This window comes from Seonamhaeicola algicola (assembly GCF_007997385.1).
Taxonomy (GTDB): domain Bacteria; phylum Bacteroidota; class Bacteroidia; order Flavobacteriales; family Flavobacteriaceae; genus Seonamhaeicola; species Seonamhaeicola algicola.
Genome location: NZ_VOSC01000012.1, coordinates 1 through 19,027 on the forward strand (window position 1 = coordinate 1; position 19,027 = coordinate 19,027).

Sequence of the window (19,027 nt, forward strand, 5' to 3'; positions counted from 1 at the left end):
TACCTTCATAGACTTCTTCTACCAATTTAGCATTAAATGCTGGTAAATCTTTAGGTGAACGACTTGTTACTAAACCTTCGTCTACAACAACTTCTTCATCTAACCAATGCGCTCCTGCATTTTCAATATCGGTTTTAATAGAATTGTATGATGTTACTTTTCGTCCTTTTAAAACATCTGCTTCGGCTAACAGCCATGGTGCATGACAAATTGCTGCTACAGGTTTCTTATTTTCAAAAAACGATTTTACAAAATTTACAGCCATATCATTTCGTCTTAAAATATCAGGGTTAATGACGCCTCCTGGCAACATTAAAGCATTATAATTACTTTGCGATACTTCGTCTAGAGTTTTATCTACTTTGTAAGCATTACTCCAATTTCCGTTATCCCAACCTTTAATTTCGCCAGTTTTTAAAGACACAATGTGCACATCAGCTCCTGCCTCTTCTAACGCTTTTTTAGGTTCTCTTAATTCACTTTCTTCAAAGCCATCGGTTGCTAAAATTGCAACGGTCTTTTTTTCTAAATTTTCCATTATCATTTGTGATTTTTTGGGTTAATAATTCTCCATTCAAACTAACAGATATATCAACCAAAACCAAAAAATGAGTGTGGATTAACCTAGGCTTAACAACTATTGTTAAGAAATCTTAAATACTTATGAGTTAGCGTTTCTTCTTTTTACTTCGGAATTTAGCCTTATTTTTTCGCTGATTAAAAGGCACAGCATCGTTAAAGGTGTTTTTAGTTTTACCTGGTTTATTTTTACGCCATTTTTCATCTTTTTTAGGCAACAAAACATCAAGTAAATCTTGTCTTCCTAATTTATTAAGCGTGTTTTTTATCCAAGCTTTGTTTTCATCTTTATACCAAAAGAAAAAACGGTGTTGTTCGTCTTTTTCCTTTCTGGTTTTTGGCGTCTTTACCTTTTTAAGCGTGTATGGATGGTAACCACTGTAATAAATCACCGTTGCAACCGTCATTGGTGTTGGCGTAAAACCTTGAACTTGCTCTAGTTGAAAGCCCATATCTTTAGTTTCGGCAGCAAGATTTGCCATATCTTCGGCTTCGCATGCAGGATGATTTGAAATGAAATACGGAATTAACTGTAAGTTCAGTTTATTCTTGATATTAATTTTATCAAAACGTTCTTTAAACTTATGAAAGTAACTAAAAGACGGTTTTCGCATTAATTTCAAAACAGGATCACTAGTATGTTCTGGCGCTACTTTAAGTCGTCCAGAAACATGCTTTGTCATCACTTCTTCGGTATAATCATCTAACTCTTTTGGGTCAGCATTTTTATTGAATTCTGGCACCAACATATCGTGTCTAATTCCAGAACCGATAAACGATTTTTTTACCTTCGGATGACTATCAACCGCTTGATACAATTCGGTTAACGGTTTATGAGACGTATCTAAATTGCTACAAATTACTGGTGAAATACAACTTGGTGCAACACATTTATCGCAAATGGATTGTACTTTACCTTTCATTTGATACATATTCGCACTTGGTCCACCAATATCAGATAAATAGCCTTTAAAGTCTGGCATATTCGCCACTTTATCAACTTCTCTTAATATAGACTCTTTACTACGACTCGCTATAAATTTTCCTTGATGTGCCGAAATGGTACAAAAACTGCATCCACCAAAACATCCACGATGAATATTTATAGACGTTTTTATCATCTCGTAAGCAGGAATTGGTCCGCGCTTATTGTATTTTGGATGCGGTAAACGTGTGTAAGGCAAATCGAAAGAGGCATCAATCTCTGCTTCCGTCATTGTAGGATAAGGCGGATTTATCATCAGCATCTTATTACCTACTTTTTGGAAAATTCGTCTTGCAGCTAATTTATTCGACTCTTGCTCGATAACCTTAAAGTTAGATGCGTAAGCCTTTTTATCTTTTAAACAGGTTTCGTGTGAAGCTATTTCAACATCTTCCCAATTCTTGTTTTTTGGGATATCGTTTTCATCATTAATAAGAATTGCCGTTTGGTTTACCGTATTGATACTATTAAAAGGTACACCACGTTCCAATAATCGCACAATTTCGCGTAATGGTTGCTCACCCATGCCGTAAACCAACATATCGGCTTTAGAGGTTTCTAAAATAGTTGGCATTAATTGGTCGCTCCAATAATCGTAATGCGTCACACGACGTAAGGAACCTTCAATACCTCCAATTAAAACTGGTGTATCTGGCCATTTTTCTTTTAAAATCTTACTATAAACCGTAGATGCATAATCTGGTCTAAAACCAATTTCGCCATTTGGCGTGTAGGCATCTTTATCGCGACGTTTTTTATTAGCATTGTAGTTGCTAATCATAGGATCCATACAACCGCCTGTTACACCGAAGAATAAACGCGGTTTACCCAACTTAACAAAATCCTGAAGATTATCGTTAACATTGGGTTGTGGCACGATAGCCACTTTAAGTCCGAAACTCTCTAACAAACGTCCAATTACTGCAGGACCAAAGGTTGGATGATCTACATAAGCATCACCGCTAAATAGGATAACGTCAAGTTCTTCCCATCCGCGAATTTTCACCTCTTTATTTGTGGTAGGTAACCAACTAGAAAGTCTTAATTCTTCTTGCATAACGGCACAAAGGTAAATAGAAATTACTACTTAATTGCAAACACGCCTGTTAAACCACACAAATGCAACACAATAGCAGTATATTTTAGTGAAAAAATTATAAATCGAGGGCTTTAATGTTTTCAATACGGTTACGTTCTAAGAAGTCATCAATAGTTTCAAAATGTTCAATAACACGTTGATTTTTAAATTCGAACACTTTTTTTGATAAGCCTTGAAGAAAATCACGGTCGTGAGATACTAAAATTAAAGTACCATCAAATTCTTTTAAAGCATCTTTTAAAACATCTTTCGATTTTAAATCGAGATGGTTAGTGGGCTCATCCAAAATTAAGAGGTTTACAGGTTCCAGCAGCAACTTCACCATGGCTAACCTGGTTTTTTCACCACCAGAAAGCACACCAACTTTTTTATCGATATCGTCGCCTTTAAACATAAAACGACCTAAAATATTTTTTATTTGCGTACGAATATCGCCTTTGGCAACTTCATCAACCGTTTGAAAAATAGTTAAGTCTTCATCTAAAAGTGCGGCTTGGTTTTGCGCAAAATAACCTACTTGAACATTATGACCAAGTGCGCAAGTGCCCTCTACATCAATTTGCCCCATAATGGCTTTTATCATCGTAGATTTTCCTTCACCATTTCTACCAACAAAACACACTTTTTCGCCACGCGCAATCGACATGTTTGCATTTTTAAACACTACGTGATCACCATAGGATTTAGATACATCTTTTACCGTTACAGGATAATCGCCCGAACGTTGTGTTTTTGGAAAACGTAACTTTAAAGCCGATGTATCGATTTCATCAATCTCAATAATTTCAAGTTTTTCTAGCATGCGCTCACGAGATGCCACCTGATTGGTTTTAGAATAGGTGCCTTTAAAACGCTCAATAAACGCTTGGTTATCGGCTATAAATTTCTGTTGTTCTTGATAAGCTTTTATTTGATGCGCTCGTCTATCTTCACGAAGCTGCAAATAATGGGTATAATTTGCTTTGTAATCGTAAATACGACCCATGGTTACTTCAATAGTTCGGTTTGTAATATTATCTACAAACGCTCTATCATGCGAAATCACGACCACTGCTTTGGCCTTATTCACTAAAAAATCTTCTAGCCAAATTACCGATTCAATATCTATATGGTTAGTTGGCTCATCAAGCAGAATTAAATCAGGTTTTTGAAGTAAAATTTTCGCCAACTCAATACGCATACGCCATCCACCAGAAAACTCGCTTGTTGGTTTATTAAAATCTTCAGGCTTAAAACCTAAACCTTTCAACGCTTTTTCTACTTCGGCGGTGTAATTAACCTCTTCTAAAGCATAATATTTTTCACCCAAATCTGATACGCGCTCAATGATTTTCATATACTCATCAGATTCGTAATCCGTTCTGGTTTCAAGTTGCTTATTTAGCGCATCCATTTCATCTCGCATTTGAAAAACGTGACTAAATGCTTTTGATGCTTCTTCTAAAACTGATGTATCATCTTCGGTCAATAAATGCTGAGGTAAATAAGCTATTACGGCATCTTTTGGTGCTCTAACATTACCTTTTGTTGGGTTTTGAACACCAGCAATAATTTTCATCATTGTAGATTTTCCAGCACCATTTTTACCCATAAGGGCAATTTTATCATTCTCATTTATAGTAAAAGACACATCACTAAATAAGGTGTGACCACTAAATTCTACAACTAAATTATCTACAGAAATCATAGCTTTAATTTTAAAGGCGCAAAACTACTAAAAGCCGAAAGATAAATCTTTGATTTTTTTTGAAGTAATACTAATTTTTCACAATACCTCTAATAATTGTTATAAGTAGTTACGTGAATTAGCATTCAATACTTTGTATATTCATCAAATTATAACTTTAATAGCAGTATAAATTATAAATGCTGTTAACTTCAAAAAGCTAACATTTTTTATCAAGGCTAATTGTATTAATAACGTATTTAATAAATGTGTAAATGACAAATTGAAGGATATTAATAAACAAACCTCTATTTAAACTTTTTAAACAGCCTGATTTTCAATGAAAAAAAACATGTAATTAGAATTTGGTAATCAAATATATAATCGTAAATTTGCAAACTCTTTTTTAGAGAGGAATGTTTAATAAATAAAATTAATTAGTGTGGACACATTAAGCTACAAAACTATTTCAGCAAACAAAGCAACTGTAGATAAACAGTGGGTTTTAGTTGACGCTGAAGGTCAGACGCTTGGTCGTTTAGCTTCTAAAGTTGCAAAACTTTTAAGAGGTAAACACAAGCCTAACTTCACACCACACGTTGATTGCGGCGACAACGTAATTGTTGTTAATGCTGAAAAAATCAACTTAACGGGAAACAAGTGGACAGATAAATCATATATCCGTCATACAGGTTACCCAGGTGGACAAAGAAGTTTAACTGCTACTGAAATGTTTGGTAAAAACCCAACAAGATTAGTAGAAAAATCAGTAAAAGGAATGCTTCCTAAAAACAAATTAGGTGCAGCTATATTCCGTAATCTTACAGTTGTTGTAGGTACTGAGCACAAACACGAAGCTCAAAAACCTAAAGCAATTAACTTAAACGAATTCAAATAATGGACGTAATTCACAAAATTGGCCGTAGAAAGACGGCTGTTGCTCGTGTGTATGTTGCCCAAGGACAGGGAAACATAACAGTAAACAAAAAAGACTTAGCGGATTACTTTACTACTGCTACTTTACAGTACAAAGTAAAGCAACCATTAGCTTTGACTAACAATGATGGCAACTTTGATATTACAGTTAATGTATATGGAGGTGGCATTACTGGTCAAGCTGAAGCTGTTCGTTTAGCCGTTTCTCGTGCTTTATGCGAGGTGGACGCTGAAAACAGAGCTATCTTAAAACCAGAAGGTTTATTAACTAGAGACCCAAGAATGGTAGAGCGTAAAAAATTCGGTCAGAAGAAAGCGCGTAAGAAATTCCAGTTCTCTAAACGTTAATTCACTTTTTCAAAGTTTATTTACGGCGCTATGCCTAGCAAAAGTGTCTTTAAAATAAACTTTAAATTAAAACAATTAATTTCCTGAAATAAATCAGGACAAATAAAAAACTAGTTATTGTTGTTCCTTGCCAAAAGCAGGACTTAGTTTAGCATCTAAATGAAGCCAACAGCCAATAGTTTTAAACTAAAAGCCAACTGGAACATTGCTAATTCAACAGAACGTAAACTATTACAAAAATGGCAGTAGAAGTAAAAGAATTACTTGAAGCAGGTGTACATTTTGGACACCTTACACGTAAGTGGGACCCAAATATGGCGCCTTACGTATACATGGAGCGTAACGGTATCCATATTATAAACCTTTACAAAACCGCAGCTAAAATTGAAGAAGCAAACGCTGCATTAGCAAAAATTGCTGCTTCAGGACGTAAAATATTATTTGTTGCTACAAAAAAGCAAGCAAAAGATATTGTTGCTGAAAAAGCTAGCGCTATTAACATGCCTTACATTACTGAAAGATGGCCAGGTGGTATGTTAACAAACTTTGTTACTATTAGAAAAGCTGTTAAAAAAATGGCTTCTATTGATAGAATGAAAAAAGACGGTACATTTAACACACTTTCAAAAAAAGAGCGTTTACAAGTAGACCGTTTAAGAGCTAAGTTAGAAAAAAACTTAGGTTCAATTAGTGACATGACACGTTTACCAGGTGCTTTATTTGTTATAGACATTAAGCGTGAGCATATTGCTATTAAAGAAGCTCAAAAATTAAACATTCCAATTTTTGCAATGGTTGATACCAACTCTGACCCTCGTCAAGTTGATTATGTAATACCTGCAAATGATGATGCTTCTAAATCAATAGATAAAATTTTAACGCATGTAACAGCAGCAGTTGCTGGTGGTTTAGCAGAGCGTAAAGCAGAAAAAGAAGCTGCAGCAGAAGGTGCTTCAAAAACAAAAACTGCTCCTACTAAAAAAGTAGCCGCAGAGGAAGAAGAATAATAACATTTACACAACACAAATAAGTCGTTTAGTTCTTTTCTTTGCAGAAATAAATTGAACGACTTTTTTAAATTATAATAATTACTATGAGTACTACAGTAAAAGTAACAGCCGCTGAAGTTAACAAACTAAGAAAGGCTACAGGTGCAGGTATGATGGACTGCAAAAAAGCTTTAGTTGAAGCTGAAGGTGATTTTGATAAAGCTATTGAGGTTTTACGTAAAAAAGGACAAAAAGTTGCTGCTAAAAGAGCAGACCGTGAATCTAGTGAAGGTGCTGCTGTAGCAAAAGTAAATGATAATAACACTGTTGGTGTTGCTATAGTTTTAGGTTGTGAAACAGACTTTGTTGGAAAAAACGAAAACTTTTTAGCACTTGCTAATAAATTAGGTGAACTTGCTTTAAACTGTGCAACTAAAGAAGAATTTTTAGCTGCTGATTTTGAGGGTATGACTGTTGCTGATAAATTAGTTGAACAAACTGGTGTTATTGGTGAAAAACTAGACATCAATGCTTTTGAAAAAGTTGAAGCTGCTTACGTTGGTTCATACGTACACATTAACAAAATTGCTGCTGTTGTTGGTTTTTCTAGCGTAGTTGATAATATTGAAACATTAGCTAAAGACGTAGCAATGCAAATTGCATCTATGGGAGCAACTACATTATCTTACAAAGATTTTGATCCTGCTTACGTTGCTTCTGAAACTGAAGCCAGAATTGCAGCTATTGAAAAAGATAATGAAGAGTTAGAGCGTTTAGGTAAAACACTTAAAAACGTACCTAAATACATTTCTCAACTACAATTAACTCCTGAAGCATTAGCACAAGCTGAAGAAGATGCTAAAGCTGAGTTAAAAGCTGAAGGGAAACCAGAACAAATTTGGGACAAAATTTTACCAGGTAAAATGCAACGTTTCATTTCTGATAACACAACTTTAGACCAAGAACAATGTTTATTAAACCAAAACTTTATTAAAGATGATAAAGTATCAGTTGAAAAATATGTAGCTTCTTATGGCGATGTTGAAATCTCAGGATTTAAACGTGTTACTTTAGGGTAATTAACTTTATAAATATAAAAAAAGCGGAATCATTCATTTTGATTCCGCTTTTTTTATACTCTTAAAATAAACTTTCAATATTTCTGTGTAAAATCTATTTGTATATTTGCACAACCTCATAAACAATGTAATGAAATACAAAAGAATACTTCTAAAATTATCTGGCGAAGCTTTAATGGGTAACCGCCAATACGGAATTGACCCTGAACGCTTAGCAGAATACGCTAAAGACATAAAACAAATTACCGATAAAGGTGTTGAAGTAGCCGTAGTAATTGGCGGTGGTAATATATTTAGAGGTGTTGCTGGGGCTAGTAACGGCATGGACAGAGTACAAGGAGACCACATGGGTATGTTAGCTACAGTAATTAACGGTTTAGCTTTACAAAGCGCTTTAGAAGATGCTGGCCTACCAACCAGATTACAAACAGCAATTAAAATTAATGAAGTAGCTGAACCTTTTATTAGACGAAAAGCTATGAGACACCTTGAAAAAGGACGCGTAGTTATTTTTGGTGGTGGTACAGGCAACCCATATTTCACAACAGATTCTGCGGCTGTTTTAAGAGCTATAGAAATTGAAGCCGATGTTATTTTAAAAGGCACACGTGTTGATGGTATTTACACCGCAGACCCTGAAAAAGATAAAGAAGCTATAAAATTCAACTCTATTTCTTTTGATGAAGTTTTAAGCAAAGGGTTGAAAGTAATGGATACAACAGCATTCACTTTAAGTCAAGAAAACCAATTACCAATAATTGTTTTCGATATGAATAAAAAAGGAAATTTATTAAAAGTAGTATCAGGTGAAGCAATAGGCACCGTAGTTAACGTATAAATTTGGCGTAATTTTTGAACTATTTCGCTTTAAAAAATTAATACTAATGAACGAAGACATACAATTTATATTAGACAGCACTAAAGAATCTATGGATAGTGCTATTAAACACTTAGAAAAACAATTAGTTAACATTAGAGCTGGTAAAGCAAGTCCTGCCATGTTAGGCAGCGTTATGGTAGATTATTACGGCTCGCAAACACCACTAAACCAAGTAGCAAACGTAAACACACCCGATGGTAGAACCATTACTGTACAACCATGGGAAAAAGCTATGCTACAAGAAATTGAAAGAGGTATTATGCTAGCAAACCTAGGTTTTAACCCTATGAATAATGGTGAAACCATTATAATTAACGTACCACCATTAACTGAAGAGCGCAGAAAAGACTTAGCTAAACAAGCTAAGGCTGAAGCTGAAGATGCTAAAATTGGTATTAGAAATGCTAGAAAAGATGCCAATAACGACATTAAAAAGTTAGAAGACGCCTCAGAAGATCAAAAAGGAAATGCTGAAATTGATATACAAGAAATGACAGATTCTTACGTTAAAAAGGTTGACAGTATTTACAGTGTAAAAGAAAAAGAAATAATGACCGTTTAAAAAATATAAAAAAAAGCGGTTTAAAAAACCGCTTTTTTTTACTTCATAATTTTAAACACCTTAATTTATATATGTTAAAACATTGTTTATTATGCATTGCAATAGTTTGTTTTAACATAATTAATGCACAATCATCTTTAAAAGAAGAAACAACTGTTGAGCAAGACAGTACAAAAAAAGCTGTTTTTTTAAAACATTTAGGAAATGGCTACTTACCCACAAAATATTTTAATTTCGATTTAAGATATCTTATAAAATTCAACCAATATGAAGGCATAAGAACTGGTATTGGTGGTGTTACAAACAAAGCATTTTCTGAAAGTTTTAGAATTAATGCCTATTCCGTTTACGGCTTTAATGATCACAGATTTAAATATAGTATTGGTGGCGGTTTAAAAATAGCACCAAAAACAAACACCTGGTTAAACATTTCATACACCGATGATGTACAAGAAACAGGAAGCACCAAATTTTTAACTGACGGACGCTTTTTTCAGTTTTTTGAACCTAGATTATTAAACATTGATTTGTTTCATAAACACATTACAAAAGCTGTAAATTTAGAGCATCAATTATTTAACAAACTAACATCTGAGGTAGAGTTTTCGGTTAGCAAAATTGAACCAACATATAGCTATAGCTACAATTTAAATAACACAAGCCTAACAAAATTTAGGTTAACAATGGCAAAAGCATCTTTTCAATGGAGTCCGTTTAGTAGTTTTAATAGTGAAAATGATTATGCCGAAACCGTTGTTGGATACCCAAAGTTTTCACTACAGTATTCAAAAAGTTTGAGAAACGCTTTTAATAGTGATTTTAGCTTTTCTAAAATAGATTTTAGAGCTTTACACAGGTTATTTGTAACTGATAACGATAGTTTCTCTGAAATTACGCTAGTTGCTGGTTTAGCCAATGGCAATGTACCTATAACACATATGTACCATGCTTACCCTAACAATATTACAAAACAAACTATTATGCAACGCTTTTCGGTAGCGGGTTTAAATAGTTTTGAAACCATGTATTTTAATGAGTTTTTTTCTGATAAGTTTACAACATTTCAGTTTAAACATTTTTTAAAACCTTTTGATGTTTATAAGCGTAACAACCCACAGCTAGTTTTAATTACACGGTTTGCCCTTGGTGATATGGAACAACCTGAAAAACACGAAAACATAAACTTCAATACATTAGATAAAGGTTATTTAGAGTCGGGCTTTGAAATAAACAAACTCTTGTTTGGTTTTGGTTTAAGCTTCACATATCGTTACGGTGCTTACCATTTACCTTCTTTTACTGATAATGTAGCATTTAAATTCACTTTCAATATTACCATGTAAATTTTTTGTTAATAGCATTACAAAAAACAAATAAATAAGTAACGTTTAGGTTAAAGTATAATAACACCTAAGAAATAGCAATAATAGTTTACAAAAATATATTTGCGCTACCCTTAATCTACCTTAACCTAAAACTTAAATTATGGCAAAAAGTGTACTACTACTTTTTTTATTTTTTAATGTAATTACTAGCAATGCTTTTAATACTTTAAGTGAAACAGACCCCGAGCATAAACTGCGTGTAAAAGTTGCAATGCTTTTAAACAACCCTAACTTCTTTTTAGAAAAAGATGTAAAAATTATTATTAAGTTTAACATTGATGGTAATCACAAAATTAATGTGGTAAACGTATACCCGCAACAACCTAAAATAATTAACTATGTAAAAACAAGGCTTAATAATAAGAAAGTAAAACTTAACACCAACCGAACATCATTTACAGCAGCTGTAGTACTGAAAAAAACCAATGATAGTTGGTAAATAAAGTATTAGAAACCATTAATAGAAATCTTCATAGCTGTGAATAGATTTCATAATGCTTTCATAAAACAAAACGGCTGCAACTAGTTTACTGGTATCAGAATACGGTAATAATACTTTTTGAAACTCAACAGTGCCTTCTAAATAATTTTCGGCATTTTCATGTTGTGCCTCTAATTGTTTTCTGTTTTCATTACTATTTGGTATACCTAAAGTTGCCATGGTAACGCCCGGTTTTGTTGCAAACGCCATGTAAGGAATTATTTGTGTTAAAGCCTCAACTCGCTCCATATACAAATTCAACACTTCGCCTTTAGGCATATTTTTTAAATCTTCAGCATTATGGTATTTTTCAATAGTAACCTTATTTTTAATAAAGCTTAAAGGACCATGCTTTTTTTGAGCAAACGTAGTTAATGTAAAAAATAAGCAAAATATGCTTAACAGAGTAATTTTAGTTTTCATGATTGGGGTATTTTAGTTTTGCCTACTCTTAAGCTTTTCGGCTTACGCTGTATTAATTTAATACCAAATTGTATGCCAAAAAATTAAAATGCTTAATATCAGTATTTTAACAAATAAAAAAGCATTCGTTTTCATTAAAACACTCATTACTAATTACATACATTTCATAATTTTATTTAAAAAAAATTAATCTGAAACATTTAACCTAACATTATGGCTATTTGGGGTAGCTTAATACATTGTTTTTTCTACCTTTGCGCTGCTTTCATAATAAGGTATGTTTAAACTATTTAGCAAAGACTTTTGGGATATTATTGCAAGACTAATTTTGCGCAACAAAATTGGTATTCTTGTAGCTATAATTGCAGCTACAGTTTTTTTTAGTACCCAATGGGATAACATGCGCTTTAGCAACACTGAAGCTAACTTACTACCAGATGACCATGAGGTAAATATTACTTACAATAATTTTTTAAAAATTTTTGGTGAAGAAGGCAACTTAATAATTCTTGGCGTTAAAGATACTACCCTGTTTACTATTGAAAAACTTAATGCTTGGAATAAATTATCTGAAAGTTTTAAAAAATATAACGAGGTTGAAACCGTAGTGTCTATAAAAGATTTACAAAAACTTGTAAAAGATACTGAAAACGAAAAATTTAGTTTAGAGCCTTTTATTAAAGATTCTGTGGCTTCTTTACAGCAAATTGAAAAACTTCAAAACCAATTATTTAATCAATATCCGTTTTACGATAATTTTTTGTTTAATAAACAAACAAAAACAGTTAGAACCGCCATTTATCTTAAAAAAGATATTGTAAACACTCCTGCCAGAAAAAACTTTGTTTTAAATATTTTAGAAAATGATATTGAAACTTTTGAAACTACTTACAATTTAAATGTAAGAGTTTCGGGCATGCCATACATTCGCACCTTAAACTCTCAAGTAATAATTAATGAAATTAACTGGTTTGTTATTGCTGCTTTATTGGTAACTTCGGTTATTTTCTTTTTCTTTTTCAGATCGTTTAGGGCTACTTTCATTTCACTAATTGTGGTTTGTATTGGTGTTATGTGGACACTTGGTATAATTGGGTTATTTAATTATGAAATTACAGTTTTAACAGCTTTAATTCCGCCATTAATTATTGTTATTGGTATACCTAATTGTATTTTTTTAATAAACAAATACCAACACGAAGTAAAATTACACGGTAACAAAGTAAAAAGTTTACAGCGTGTTATTACTAAAATTGGTAATGCCACTTTAATGACAAATGTTACAACGGCATCGGGCTTTGCAACTTTTATTCTTACAGAAAGCACCTTATTAAAAGAATTTGGTATAGTAGCATCATTAAGTATTTTGGCCATATTTATACTTTGTTTGTTAATAATACCTATTATTTACACCTTTTTACCACACCCAAAAGACAGGCATTTAGAGCATTTAAATAAACGCTGGATTGGTGGTTTTGTAAACTGGATGGAATGGATGGTTAAACAAAGGCGCATTGCTATTTATGCAATATCTGTATTACTTTTAACCGTTAGTTTTATTGGTATTTATCAAATACGTATTTCGGGTAGTTTAGTAGAAGACATGCCCAAAGAAGCAACGTTTTTTAAAGATATTCGTTTTTTTGAAGAAGAATTTAACGGCATTATGCCTTTAGAATTTGTAGTTGATACCAAACGCAAAAAAGGTGTTATGAAACTCTCTACACTTAAACGCATGAATGAGTTAGAAGACTTAATTATTGAAACACCCGAGTTATCAAAACCCATATCAGTAGTTAGCTTAGTTAAATACTCAAAACAAGCATATTACAACGGCAATCCAAAATATTATCAATTACCCACCTCACAAGAAAATAGCTTTATTTTATCATACGCAAAAAACTCATCTTCAAACGTAGATTTGCTTAATAATTTTGTTGATAGCACAGGGCAATATGCCAGAATTACAACATTTATGAAAGATGTTGGCACTGATAAAATGGAACGTATTGAAGAAAATCTTCAAAATAAAATAAACAAAGTATTCCCAAAAGAACGCTACAATGTAACCATGACGGGTAAAGCTTTAGTTTTTCAAAAAGGCACCAAATATTTAGTTAAAAATTTAGCCATATCATTATCATTAGCCATTTTATTAATATCATTATTTATGGCATACATGTTTAGGTCGGCAAGAATGATTATTGTATCACTAATTCCTAACTTATTACCTTTACTAGTTACAGCTGGGTTAATGGGCTATTTAGGCGTACCTATAAAACCATCAACCATATTAGTGTTTAGTATTGCTTTTGGTATTTCGGTTGATGACACTATTCACTTTTTGGCAAAATATAGACAAGAATTACAAGCAAATAACTGGAAAATTAAAACATCGGTTTACGGTGCATTACGCGAAACCGGTGTAAGTATGTTTTACACATCTATTGTATTGTTTTTTGGCTTTTCGGTATTTACCATTTCAAGTTTTGGCGGCACTGTAGCATTAGGCGCACTGGTATCTGCTACATTACTTTTTGCAATGCTTTCAAACTTATTGTTACTACCATCACTTTTATTATCATTAGAGCGTAGTATTGCTAATAAAGAAGTTTTACGAAAACCGCCAATTAACATCATTCCTGAGGAAGATGATGCCGATGACGATTTCAAAAAATAACTTTTTCTTAATTTTTAGTTATAGAATTTTAATTTTTAGTTATTTTAAACTTGGAAGCCGAAAGGCTTTTTTTATATTTACATTCAAAATTTTGATATAAATGCAGCAGTTTAACGTTTTAGAATTATTATCTCAAGATATTGTACATACAGAAGTTGAAATTAAAGGTTGGGTTAGAACCTTTAGAGCCAACAGATTTATTGCCTTAAATGACGGGTCTACTTTAAAAAATATACAATGTGTAGTAGATTTTGAAAATTTTGATGAATCTCTTTTAAAACGCATTACCACAGGTGCTGCCATACAGGTTGCAGGAAATTTAGTAGAAAGCCAAGGCAAAGGACAAAGTGTTGAAATTCAAGTTACATCCTTAAAAATTTTAGGAGATTGTGATGCCGATACATACCCAATTCAACCAAAAAAACACTCGTTTGAATTTTTAAGAGAAAACGCTCATTTACGCACCAGAACAAACACCTTTAGCGCTGTGATGCGTTTACGCTCTGCCCTTTCATTTGCAATTCATAAATATTTTAATGAACACGGCTTTTACTACATGCATGCACCAATTATTACCGGTAGTGATGCCGAAGGTGCTGGCGAAATGTTTAAAGTAACAAGCTTAAACCACAATAACATACCAAAAACCAATGATGGTAAGGTAGATTACACCCAAGATTTTTTTGGTAAAGAAACCAACCTAACTGTTTCTGGACAATTAGAAGCCGAAACATACGCAATGTCTTTAGGTAAAGTTTACACATTTGGGCCAACTTTTAGAGCCGAAAACTCAAACACATCACGCCATTTAGCAGAATTTTGGATGATTGAACCTGAAGTTGCATTCATGGATTTAGCAGGAAACATGGATTTAGCTGAAGATTTTTTAAAATATGTAATTAAATATATTCTAGAAAACAATGCTGAAGATTTAGAGTTTTTAGATAAACGCTTGCAAGATGAAGACAAAACAAAACCGCAAGCCGAAAGAAACGACATGTCGCTTATTGAAAAATTAAAGTTTGTTACTGATAATAACTTTAAACGTGTAAGCTACACCGAAGCTATTGATATTTTACGCAACAGCAAACCTAATAAAAAGAAAAAATTCAATTATTTAATTGATGAATGGGGCGCCGATTTACAAAGTGAACACGAACGCTTTTTAGTTGAAAAACACTTTAAATGCCCTGTAATATTATTTGATTACCCAGCAAATATTAAAGCCTTTTACATGCGCTTAAATGATGATGGTAAAACCGTTCGCGCTATGGATATATTGTTTCCAGGCATTGGCGAAATTGTTGGCGGTGCACAACGTGAAGAGCGTTTAGAAGTTTTAAAACAAAAAATGGCTGCCATAAATATACCTGAAGAAGAACTTTGGTGGTATTTAGATTTACGTAAATACGGTACCGCTGTACACTCTGGTTTTGGCCTAGGTTTTGAGCGTTTAGTAATGTTTGCAACTGGCATGAGTAATATTAGAGACGTAATACCATACCCAAGAACTCCGCATAACGCAGAATTTTAACTTTTATTTTGATTATGGTATAGCTATTGTAGTTAAAAGAATTTTTATACTTTTAACTACTCTAAATTGAGTAAAACCCAATCAAAATATGCTCAAGCAACATTTACAATTTAAATTATCGCAAAAGCTATCACCGCAGCAAATTCAATTAATGAAATTGATTCAGCTGCCTACACAAGCTTTTGAGCAGCGTTTAAAACAAGAATTAGAAGAAAATCCAGCACTTGAAGGCGGTAAAGAATCTAAGGATGATTTTGATGCTGAATTTGATAATAGTGATGATTTTAATGATAACGAGTCTATTAATGCCGAAGACATAAATGTTGACGAATATTTAAGTGACGATGAAATACCTGATTACCGTACCCACGCCAATAATTATAGTAGTGATGATGACGATAAAACCATGCCTTACGCTGCAGGTACATCATTCACACAACACTTAATAAACCAATTAAACACCTACAGATTAAATGATGAAGAGCGTGATATTGCTGTATTTTTAGTAGGAAGTGTTGATGAAAGCGGATACATCCGAAGGTCTATTTCTGATATCATGGACGATTTAGCCTTTACACAAAACGTGTATACCACCGAAGATAAAATAGAGTCCGTTTTAAAAATTGTACATCAATTAGATCCTGCCGGTGTTGGGGCCAGAAACCTTCAAGAGTGCTTAAGCATTCAATTACACCGTAAAGAAAAATCGACTCACGTAGAATTAGCCATAAATATTATTGAAAAAGCTTTTGAGCAGTTCACAAAAAAACACTACAAAAAATTACTTCAAAAGTTTGATATTTCTGAAGAACAACTAAAAGATGCTATTTCTGAAATAGAACATTTAAACCCTAAACCTGGTGGTTCATACGCTGGCAACAATAGAATAATTGAACATATTGTGCCAGATTTTGCCATTAAAATTGTTGATGGCGAATTAGAATTAACTTTAAACGGACGTAACGCTCCTGAATTGCATGTATCTAGAGAATACAACAACATGCTTAAGGGTTATAAAGATTCTAAAGACAAATCGAAATCTCAAAAAGATGCTGTTATCTTCATTAAACAAAAACTTGATGCTGCAAAGTGGTTTATTGAAGCCATAAAACAGCGCCAACAAACCTTGTTTGTAACCATGAGTGCTATTATGCATTATCAAAAAGATTATTTTTTAACTGGTGATGAGCGTACGTTACGACCTATGATTTTAAAAGACATTGCTGATGAAATTGATATGGATGTATCAACCGTTTCAAGAGTTGCTAATAGTAAGTATGTTGATACACCTTATGGTACTAAATTGATTAAAGAATTCTTTTCAGAATCAATGAAAAATGATCAAGGTGAAGATGTTTCTACCAGAGAAATTAAAAAAATACTTGAAACAGTTATTGAAGAAGAAGACAAAAAAAAGCCTTTAACTGATGAAACTTTAGCTGGTATTTTAAAAGATAAAGGTTACCCAATTGCCCGCAGAACGGTTGCAAAATACAGAGAGCAACTAGATATTCCGGTGGCTAGACTTCGAAAAAAAATATAATGAACGTTATTTTAAGAAGCATTTCGTATGTTTTTCATCCGTTATTAATGCCTTTATTTGGTGTTATTTATTATTTTTTAATAACACCAAGAGATTACCCAAAAGATATTGTTTGGGCTAAGTTAGTTTCACTATCAATTTTAACTGTTGTTTTACCAATTCTACTTTATTTCTTACTAAAAACTTTAGGCTTAGTAAAATCTATATACCTAAAAACCACCCGAGAGCGCATATATCCGTTAATGCTTAACAGTGCTGTAATTATTATAGTTTTGCAGCGCATAATACCGCCTACGCAAGTATTAGAACTTTACTATTTTTTTGTGGGTATTTTAATATCTACAATGGCTTGCTTAACACTTGCTTTATTTAAATTTAAGGCCAGTATTCATATAATTGCTGTAAGTGGTGTATTTATGTTTTTTATTGCTTTAAGCATTCATTTTAGCTTAAACCTTAACAACACACTAGCGTTTATGAGTGTTTTAATAGGTGCTGTTGCAACATCAAGACTTCATGTTAAGGCACATTCACTAAAAGAGCTTGTAATGGGCTTGTTTATTGGTTTGTTACCTCAGCTAATACTAATACCGTATTGGCTATAAAAAGTAAAACATAAGGCCTATTTTAACGGCATTCATATCTATTGTAGCATTATTTAAAGTGGCATTATCATTCAACATATTATTTAATGCATAATACACATGTAAATTCCAAGTATTATAGCCTACACTTAGCGTTAAACCGTACTGAAATTTATTAAAATCATCAACAGATTTAAGTTTAAAATCACCCAACTCACCTTTATACTTTACTGAGTTACTAAAAATATAGCCAACTTTAAAACCTGTATAAATTCTCCAGAAATTATAATCTGTGGGTGTTGATGTTCGCCACCTAAATTCAAAAGGTATTTCAATTAAATGATTTGAAAACTTGTTTTTAGAAAATGAGTTATCATTTAAAATTGAATAGTTAGTGGTACTGCTTTGTTCACTAATTAACAAATTCTGGTTGTATGAATTAGAGGAGTACCCCAAGCCTAATGCCAATGCTATATTTCGGCGTTTATTTATTGGTATATCTTTAATATAGCCTATATGAAACCCAAGAGAAAAGCCGTTTTGATTCATATTTTTAGGCTTGTTAGCAAGCAAATTATAAGTTACACCAGCATAAAATTGATCTTCTTTATACAACGAGTCCACAACTTGCTTTTGCTCTTTAATATTTTGAGCAACATTTTGCGATGAGAATCCTAAAATAAAAATGATGGCTATAAAAAACTTCATCAGTTAAGTTATTATAATAAAACGCTATAAATTTAAAAAGGCGTTTTGAATTTCAAAACGCCTTTTTTTATAAAATTAAGAGTGTAAACTAGTTGTTACCTAACACACTACCTTTTTTGGTAGTATAGTTAATTTTAAGTGCATTTACTTTGCGTAACTCTTGCTTAATATCACCTATTAACCCCATGTTTGCATCACTATCAACTTTTAAAGCTGTAGTTAAAAAAGGAATTAATTCTTCTCTTTTAGAAGCTCTTTCAGCTGCTATAAATGCTGCTATTTCATTAACATCAGCAAATTTATCATTTAATTGAATTTTTGCTTCTGTACCATATTGCTTGTAATTGTCACTTGGCTTTCCTGCATATATATACATAACCAAATCTTTTTTATCAAGCTTTTCAACCTGATCTGCAAATGGTAAGTTATTTTCAATCATCAAGGTATTTTGCCTCATTACTGTTGCAACCATGAAAAAGAATAATAACATGAAAACAATATCAGGTAAAGATGCTGTTGATATAGCCGGTAAAGCGCCGCTTTTTTTCTTTTTAAATTTAGACATA

At 32.6% G+C, this 19,027-nt stretch carries 18 protein-coding genes; 12 read left to right on the plus strand and 6 right to left on the minus strand.

What is annotated here, in order from left to right:
* The 3 genes from FUA26_RS02550 to FUA26_RS02560 all read right to left on the minus strand — a co-directional run.
* Positions 1-538 (minus strand): type 1 glutamine amidotransferase domain-containing protein (locus FUA26_RS02550; RefSeq protein ID WP_147131151.1); only part of this gene is annotated, 538 nt, incomplete at its 3' end.
* 130 nt (positions 539-668) lie between these two features.
* The gene (locus FUA26_RS02555) at positions 669-2,621 is read right to left on the minus strand and encodes a YgiQ family radical SAM protein (RefSeq protein WP_147131154.1); all 1,953 of its coding nucleotides are present in this window, start codon (positions 2,619-2,621) and stop codon (positions 669-671) included.
* Positions 2,622-2,718: 97 nt separating this feature from the next.
* Complete coding sequence (locus FUA26_RS02560; protein WP_147131157.1) at positions 2,719-4,350, minus strand: ABC-F family ATP-binding cassette domain-containing protein; 1,632 nt, start codon at positions 4,348-4,350, stop codon at positions 2,719-2,721.
* Between the two features lie 421 nt (positions 4,351-4,771).
* On the opposite strand from FUA26_RS02560, the gene rplM reads away from it, so the two are divergent.
* The 8 genes from rplM to FUA26_RS02600 all read left to right on the plus strand — a co-directional run bounded on the left by rplM (position 4,772) and on the right by FUA26_RS02600 (position 10,947).
* Entirely contained in the window at positions 4,772-5,227 is a 456-nt protein-coding gene (rplM, locus tag FUA26_RS02565) for a 50S ribosomal protein L13 (RefSeq protein ID WP_147131159.1), read from the plus strand.
* Positions 5,227-5,613, plus strand: coding sequence for a 30S ribosomal protein S9 (rpsI, locus tag FUA26_RS02570; RefSeq protein ID WP_147131162.1), 387 nt, complete (start codon positions 5,227-5,229; stop codon positions 5,611-5,613). The genes rplM and rpsI overlap by 1 nt, the downstream gene beginning before the upstream one ends.
* 239 nt (positions 5,614-5,852) lie before the next feature.
* Positions 5,853-6,620 (plus strand): 30S ribosomal protein S2, encoded by a 768-nt coding sequence (gene rpsB, locus FUA26_RS02575; protein WP_147131165.1) that lies wholly within the window; start codon positions 5,853-5,855, stop codon positions 6,618-6,620.
* An 86-nt stretch (positions 6,621-6,706) separates the two neighbouring features.
* Positions 6,707-7,681: a translation elongation factor Ts gene (tsf, locus tag FUA26_RS02580; RefSeq protein WP_147131168.1), complete on the plus strand. Its 975-nt coding sequence runs from the start codon at positions 6,707-6,709 to the stop codon at positions 7,679-7,681.
* Positions 7,682-7,811: 130 nt separating this feature from the next.
* Positions 7,812-8,519, plus strand: coding sequence for a UMP kinase (gene pyrH / locus FUA26_RS02585; RefSeq protein WP_147131171.1), 708 nt, complete (start codon positions 7,812-7,814; stop codon positions 8,517-8,519).
* A 46-nt stretch (positions 8,520-8,565) separates the two neighbouring features.
* Complete coding sequence (gene frr / locus FUA26_RS02590) at positions 8,566-9,123, plus strand: ribosome recycling factor (protein WP_147131173.1); 558 nt, start codon at positions 8,566-8,568, stop codon at positions 9,121-9,123.
* A 71-nt stretch (positions 9,124-9,194) separates the two neighbouring features.
* Complete coding sequence (locus tag FUA26_RS02595) at positions 9,195-10,466, plus strand: hypothetical protein (RefSeq protein ID WP_147131176.1); 1,272 nt, start codon at positions 9,195-9,197, stop codon at positions 10,464-10,466.
* Positions 10,467-10,608: 142 nt separating this feature from the next.
* Positions 10,609-10,947 (plus strand): hypothetical protein, encoded by a 339-nt coding sequence (locus FUA26_RS02600; protein ID WP_147131179.1) that lies wholly within the window; start codon positions 10,609-10,611, stop codon positions 10,945-10,947.
* A gap of 18 nt (positions 10,948-10,965) precedes the next feature.
* Here the strand turns inward: FUA26_RS02600 and FUA26_RS02605 are convergent, their stop codons facing one another.
* The gene (locus FUA26_RS02605) at positions 10,966-11,412 is read right to left on the minus strand and encodes a hypothetical protein (RefSeq protein ID WP_147131183.1); all 447 of its coding nucleotides are present in this window, start codon (positions 11,410-11,412) and stop codon (positions 10,966-10,968) included.
* A 277-nt stretch (positions 11,413-11,689) separates the two neighbouring features.
* Here FUA26_RS02605 and FUA26_RS02610 point away from each other — a divergent pair, with 277 nt between their 5' ends.
* The 4 genes from FUA26_RS02610 (at position 11,690) to FUA26_RS02625 (ending at position 17,774) form a co-directional block, all read left to right on the plus strand.
* Positions 11,690-14,092 carry an efflux RND transporter permease subunit gene (locus FUA26_RS02610; protein WP_147131185.1) on the plus strand — a complete coding sequence of 801 codons (2,403 nt, stop codon included), beginning with the start codon at positions 11,690-11,692 and terminating at the stop codon, positions 14,090-14,092.
* A gap of 100 nt (positions 14,093-14,192) precedes the next feature.
* Positions 14,193-15,626, plus strand: a complete 1,434-nt coding sequence (gene asnS / locus FUA26_RS02615; RefSeq protein WP_147131188.1) for an asparagine--tRNA ligase — start codon at positions 14,193-14,195, stop codon at positions 15,624-15,626.
* An 88-nt stretch (positions 15,627-15,714) separates the two neighbouring features.
* A complete protein-coding gene (gene rpoN, locus FUA26_RS02620) occupies positions 15,715-17,169 on the plus strand; it encodes an RNA polymerase factor sigma-54 (protein WP_147131190.1) in 1,455 nt (484 codons plus the stop codon).
* Positions 17,169-17,774 (plus strand): hypothetical protein, encoded by a 606-nt coding sequence (locus tag FUA26_RS02625; RefSeq protein ID WP_147131193.1) that lies wholly within the window; start codon positions 17,169-17,171, stop codon positions 17,772-17,774. Before rpoN ends, FUA26_RS02625 begins: the two co-directional genes overlap by 1 nt.
* On the opposite strand, the gene FUA26_RS02630 is transcribed toward FUA26_RS02625, so the two are convergent.
* Both FUA26_RS02630 and FUA26_RS02635 read right to left on the minus strand, forming a co-directional pair.
* Positions 17,769-18,461, minus strand: coding sequence for a porin family protein (locus tag FUA26_RS02630; protein WP_147131196.1), 693 nt, complete (start codon positions 18,459-18,461; stop codon positions 17,769-17,771). The two genes, FUA26_RS02625 and FUA26_RS02630, sit on opposite strands and share 6 nt — an antisense overlap.
* Positions 18,462-18,549: 88 nt before the next feature.
* Positions 18,550-19,026: an ExbD/TolR family protein gene (locus FUA26_RS02635; protein WP_147131198.1), complete on the minus strand. Its 477-nt coding sequence runs from the start codon at positions 19,024-19,026 to the stop codon at positions 18,550-18,552.
* Position 19,027 lies beyond the last annotated feature (1 nt).

Coding starts and splice junctions, on each gene's coding strand:
- rpsI (WP_147131162.1), top strand. CDS start 5,227: ATGGACGTAATTCACAAAATTGGCCGTAGAAAGACGGCTGTTGCTCGT.
- FUA26_RS02610 (WP_147131185.1), top strand. CDS start 11,690: ATGTTTAAACTATTTAGCAAAGACTTTTGGGATATTATTGCAAGACTA.
- pyrH (WP_147131171.1), top strand. CDS start 7,812: ATGAAATACAAAAGAATACTTCTAAAATTATCTGGCGAAGCTTTAATG.
- FUA26_RS02555 (WP_147131154.1), bottom strand. CDS start 2,621: ATGCAAGAAGAATTAAGACTTTCTAGTTGGTTACCTACCACAAATAAA.
- FUA26_RS02600 (WP_147131179.1), top strand. CDS start 10,609: ATGGCAAAAAGTGTACTACTACTTTTTTTATTTTTTAATGTAATTACT.
- rpoN (WP_147131190.1), top strand. CDS start 15,715: ATGCTCAAGCAACATTTACAATTTAAATTATCGCAAAAGCTATCACCG.
- frr (WP_147131173.1), top strand. CDS start 8,566: ATGAACGAAGACATACAATTTATATTAGACAGCACTAAAGAATCTATG.
- FUA26_RS02635 (WP_147131198.1), bottom strand. CDS start 19,026: ATGTCTAAATTTAAAAAGAAAAAAAGCGGCGCTTTACCGGCTATATCA.
- rpsB (WP_147131165.1), top strand. CDS start 5,853: ATGGCAGTAGAAGTAAAAGAATTACTTGAAGCAGGTGTACATTTTGGA.
- FUA26_RS02595 (WP_147131176.1), top strand. CDS start 9,195: ATGTTAAAACATTGTTTATTATGCATTGCAATAGTTTGTTTTAACATA.
- FUA26_RS02560 (WP_147131157.1), bottom strand. CDS start 4,350: ATGATTTCTGTAGATAATTTAGTTGTAGAATTTAGTGGTCACACCTTA.
- FUA26_RS02625 (WP_147131193.1), top strand. CDS start 17,169: ATGAACGTTATTTTAAGAAGCATTTCGTATGTTTTTCATCCGTTATTA.
- FUA26_RS02630 (WP_147131196.1), bottom strand. CDS start 18,461: ATGAAGTTTTTTATAGCCATCATTTTTATTTTAGGATTCTCATCGCAA.
- FUA26_RS02605 (WP_147131183.1), bottom strand. CDS start 11,412: ATGAAAACTAAAATTACTCTGTTAAGCATATTTTGCTTATTTTTTACA.
- asnS (WP_147131188.1), top strand. CDS start 14,193: ATGCAGCAGTTTAACGTTTTAGAATTATTATCTCAAGATATTGTACAT.
- tsf (WP_147131168.1), top strand. CDS start 6,707: ATGAGTACTACAGTAAAAGTAACAGCCGCTGAAGTTAACAAACTAAGA.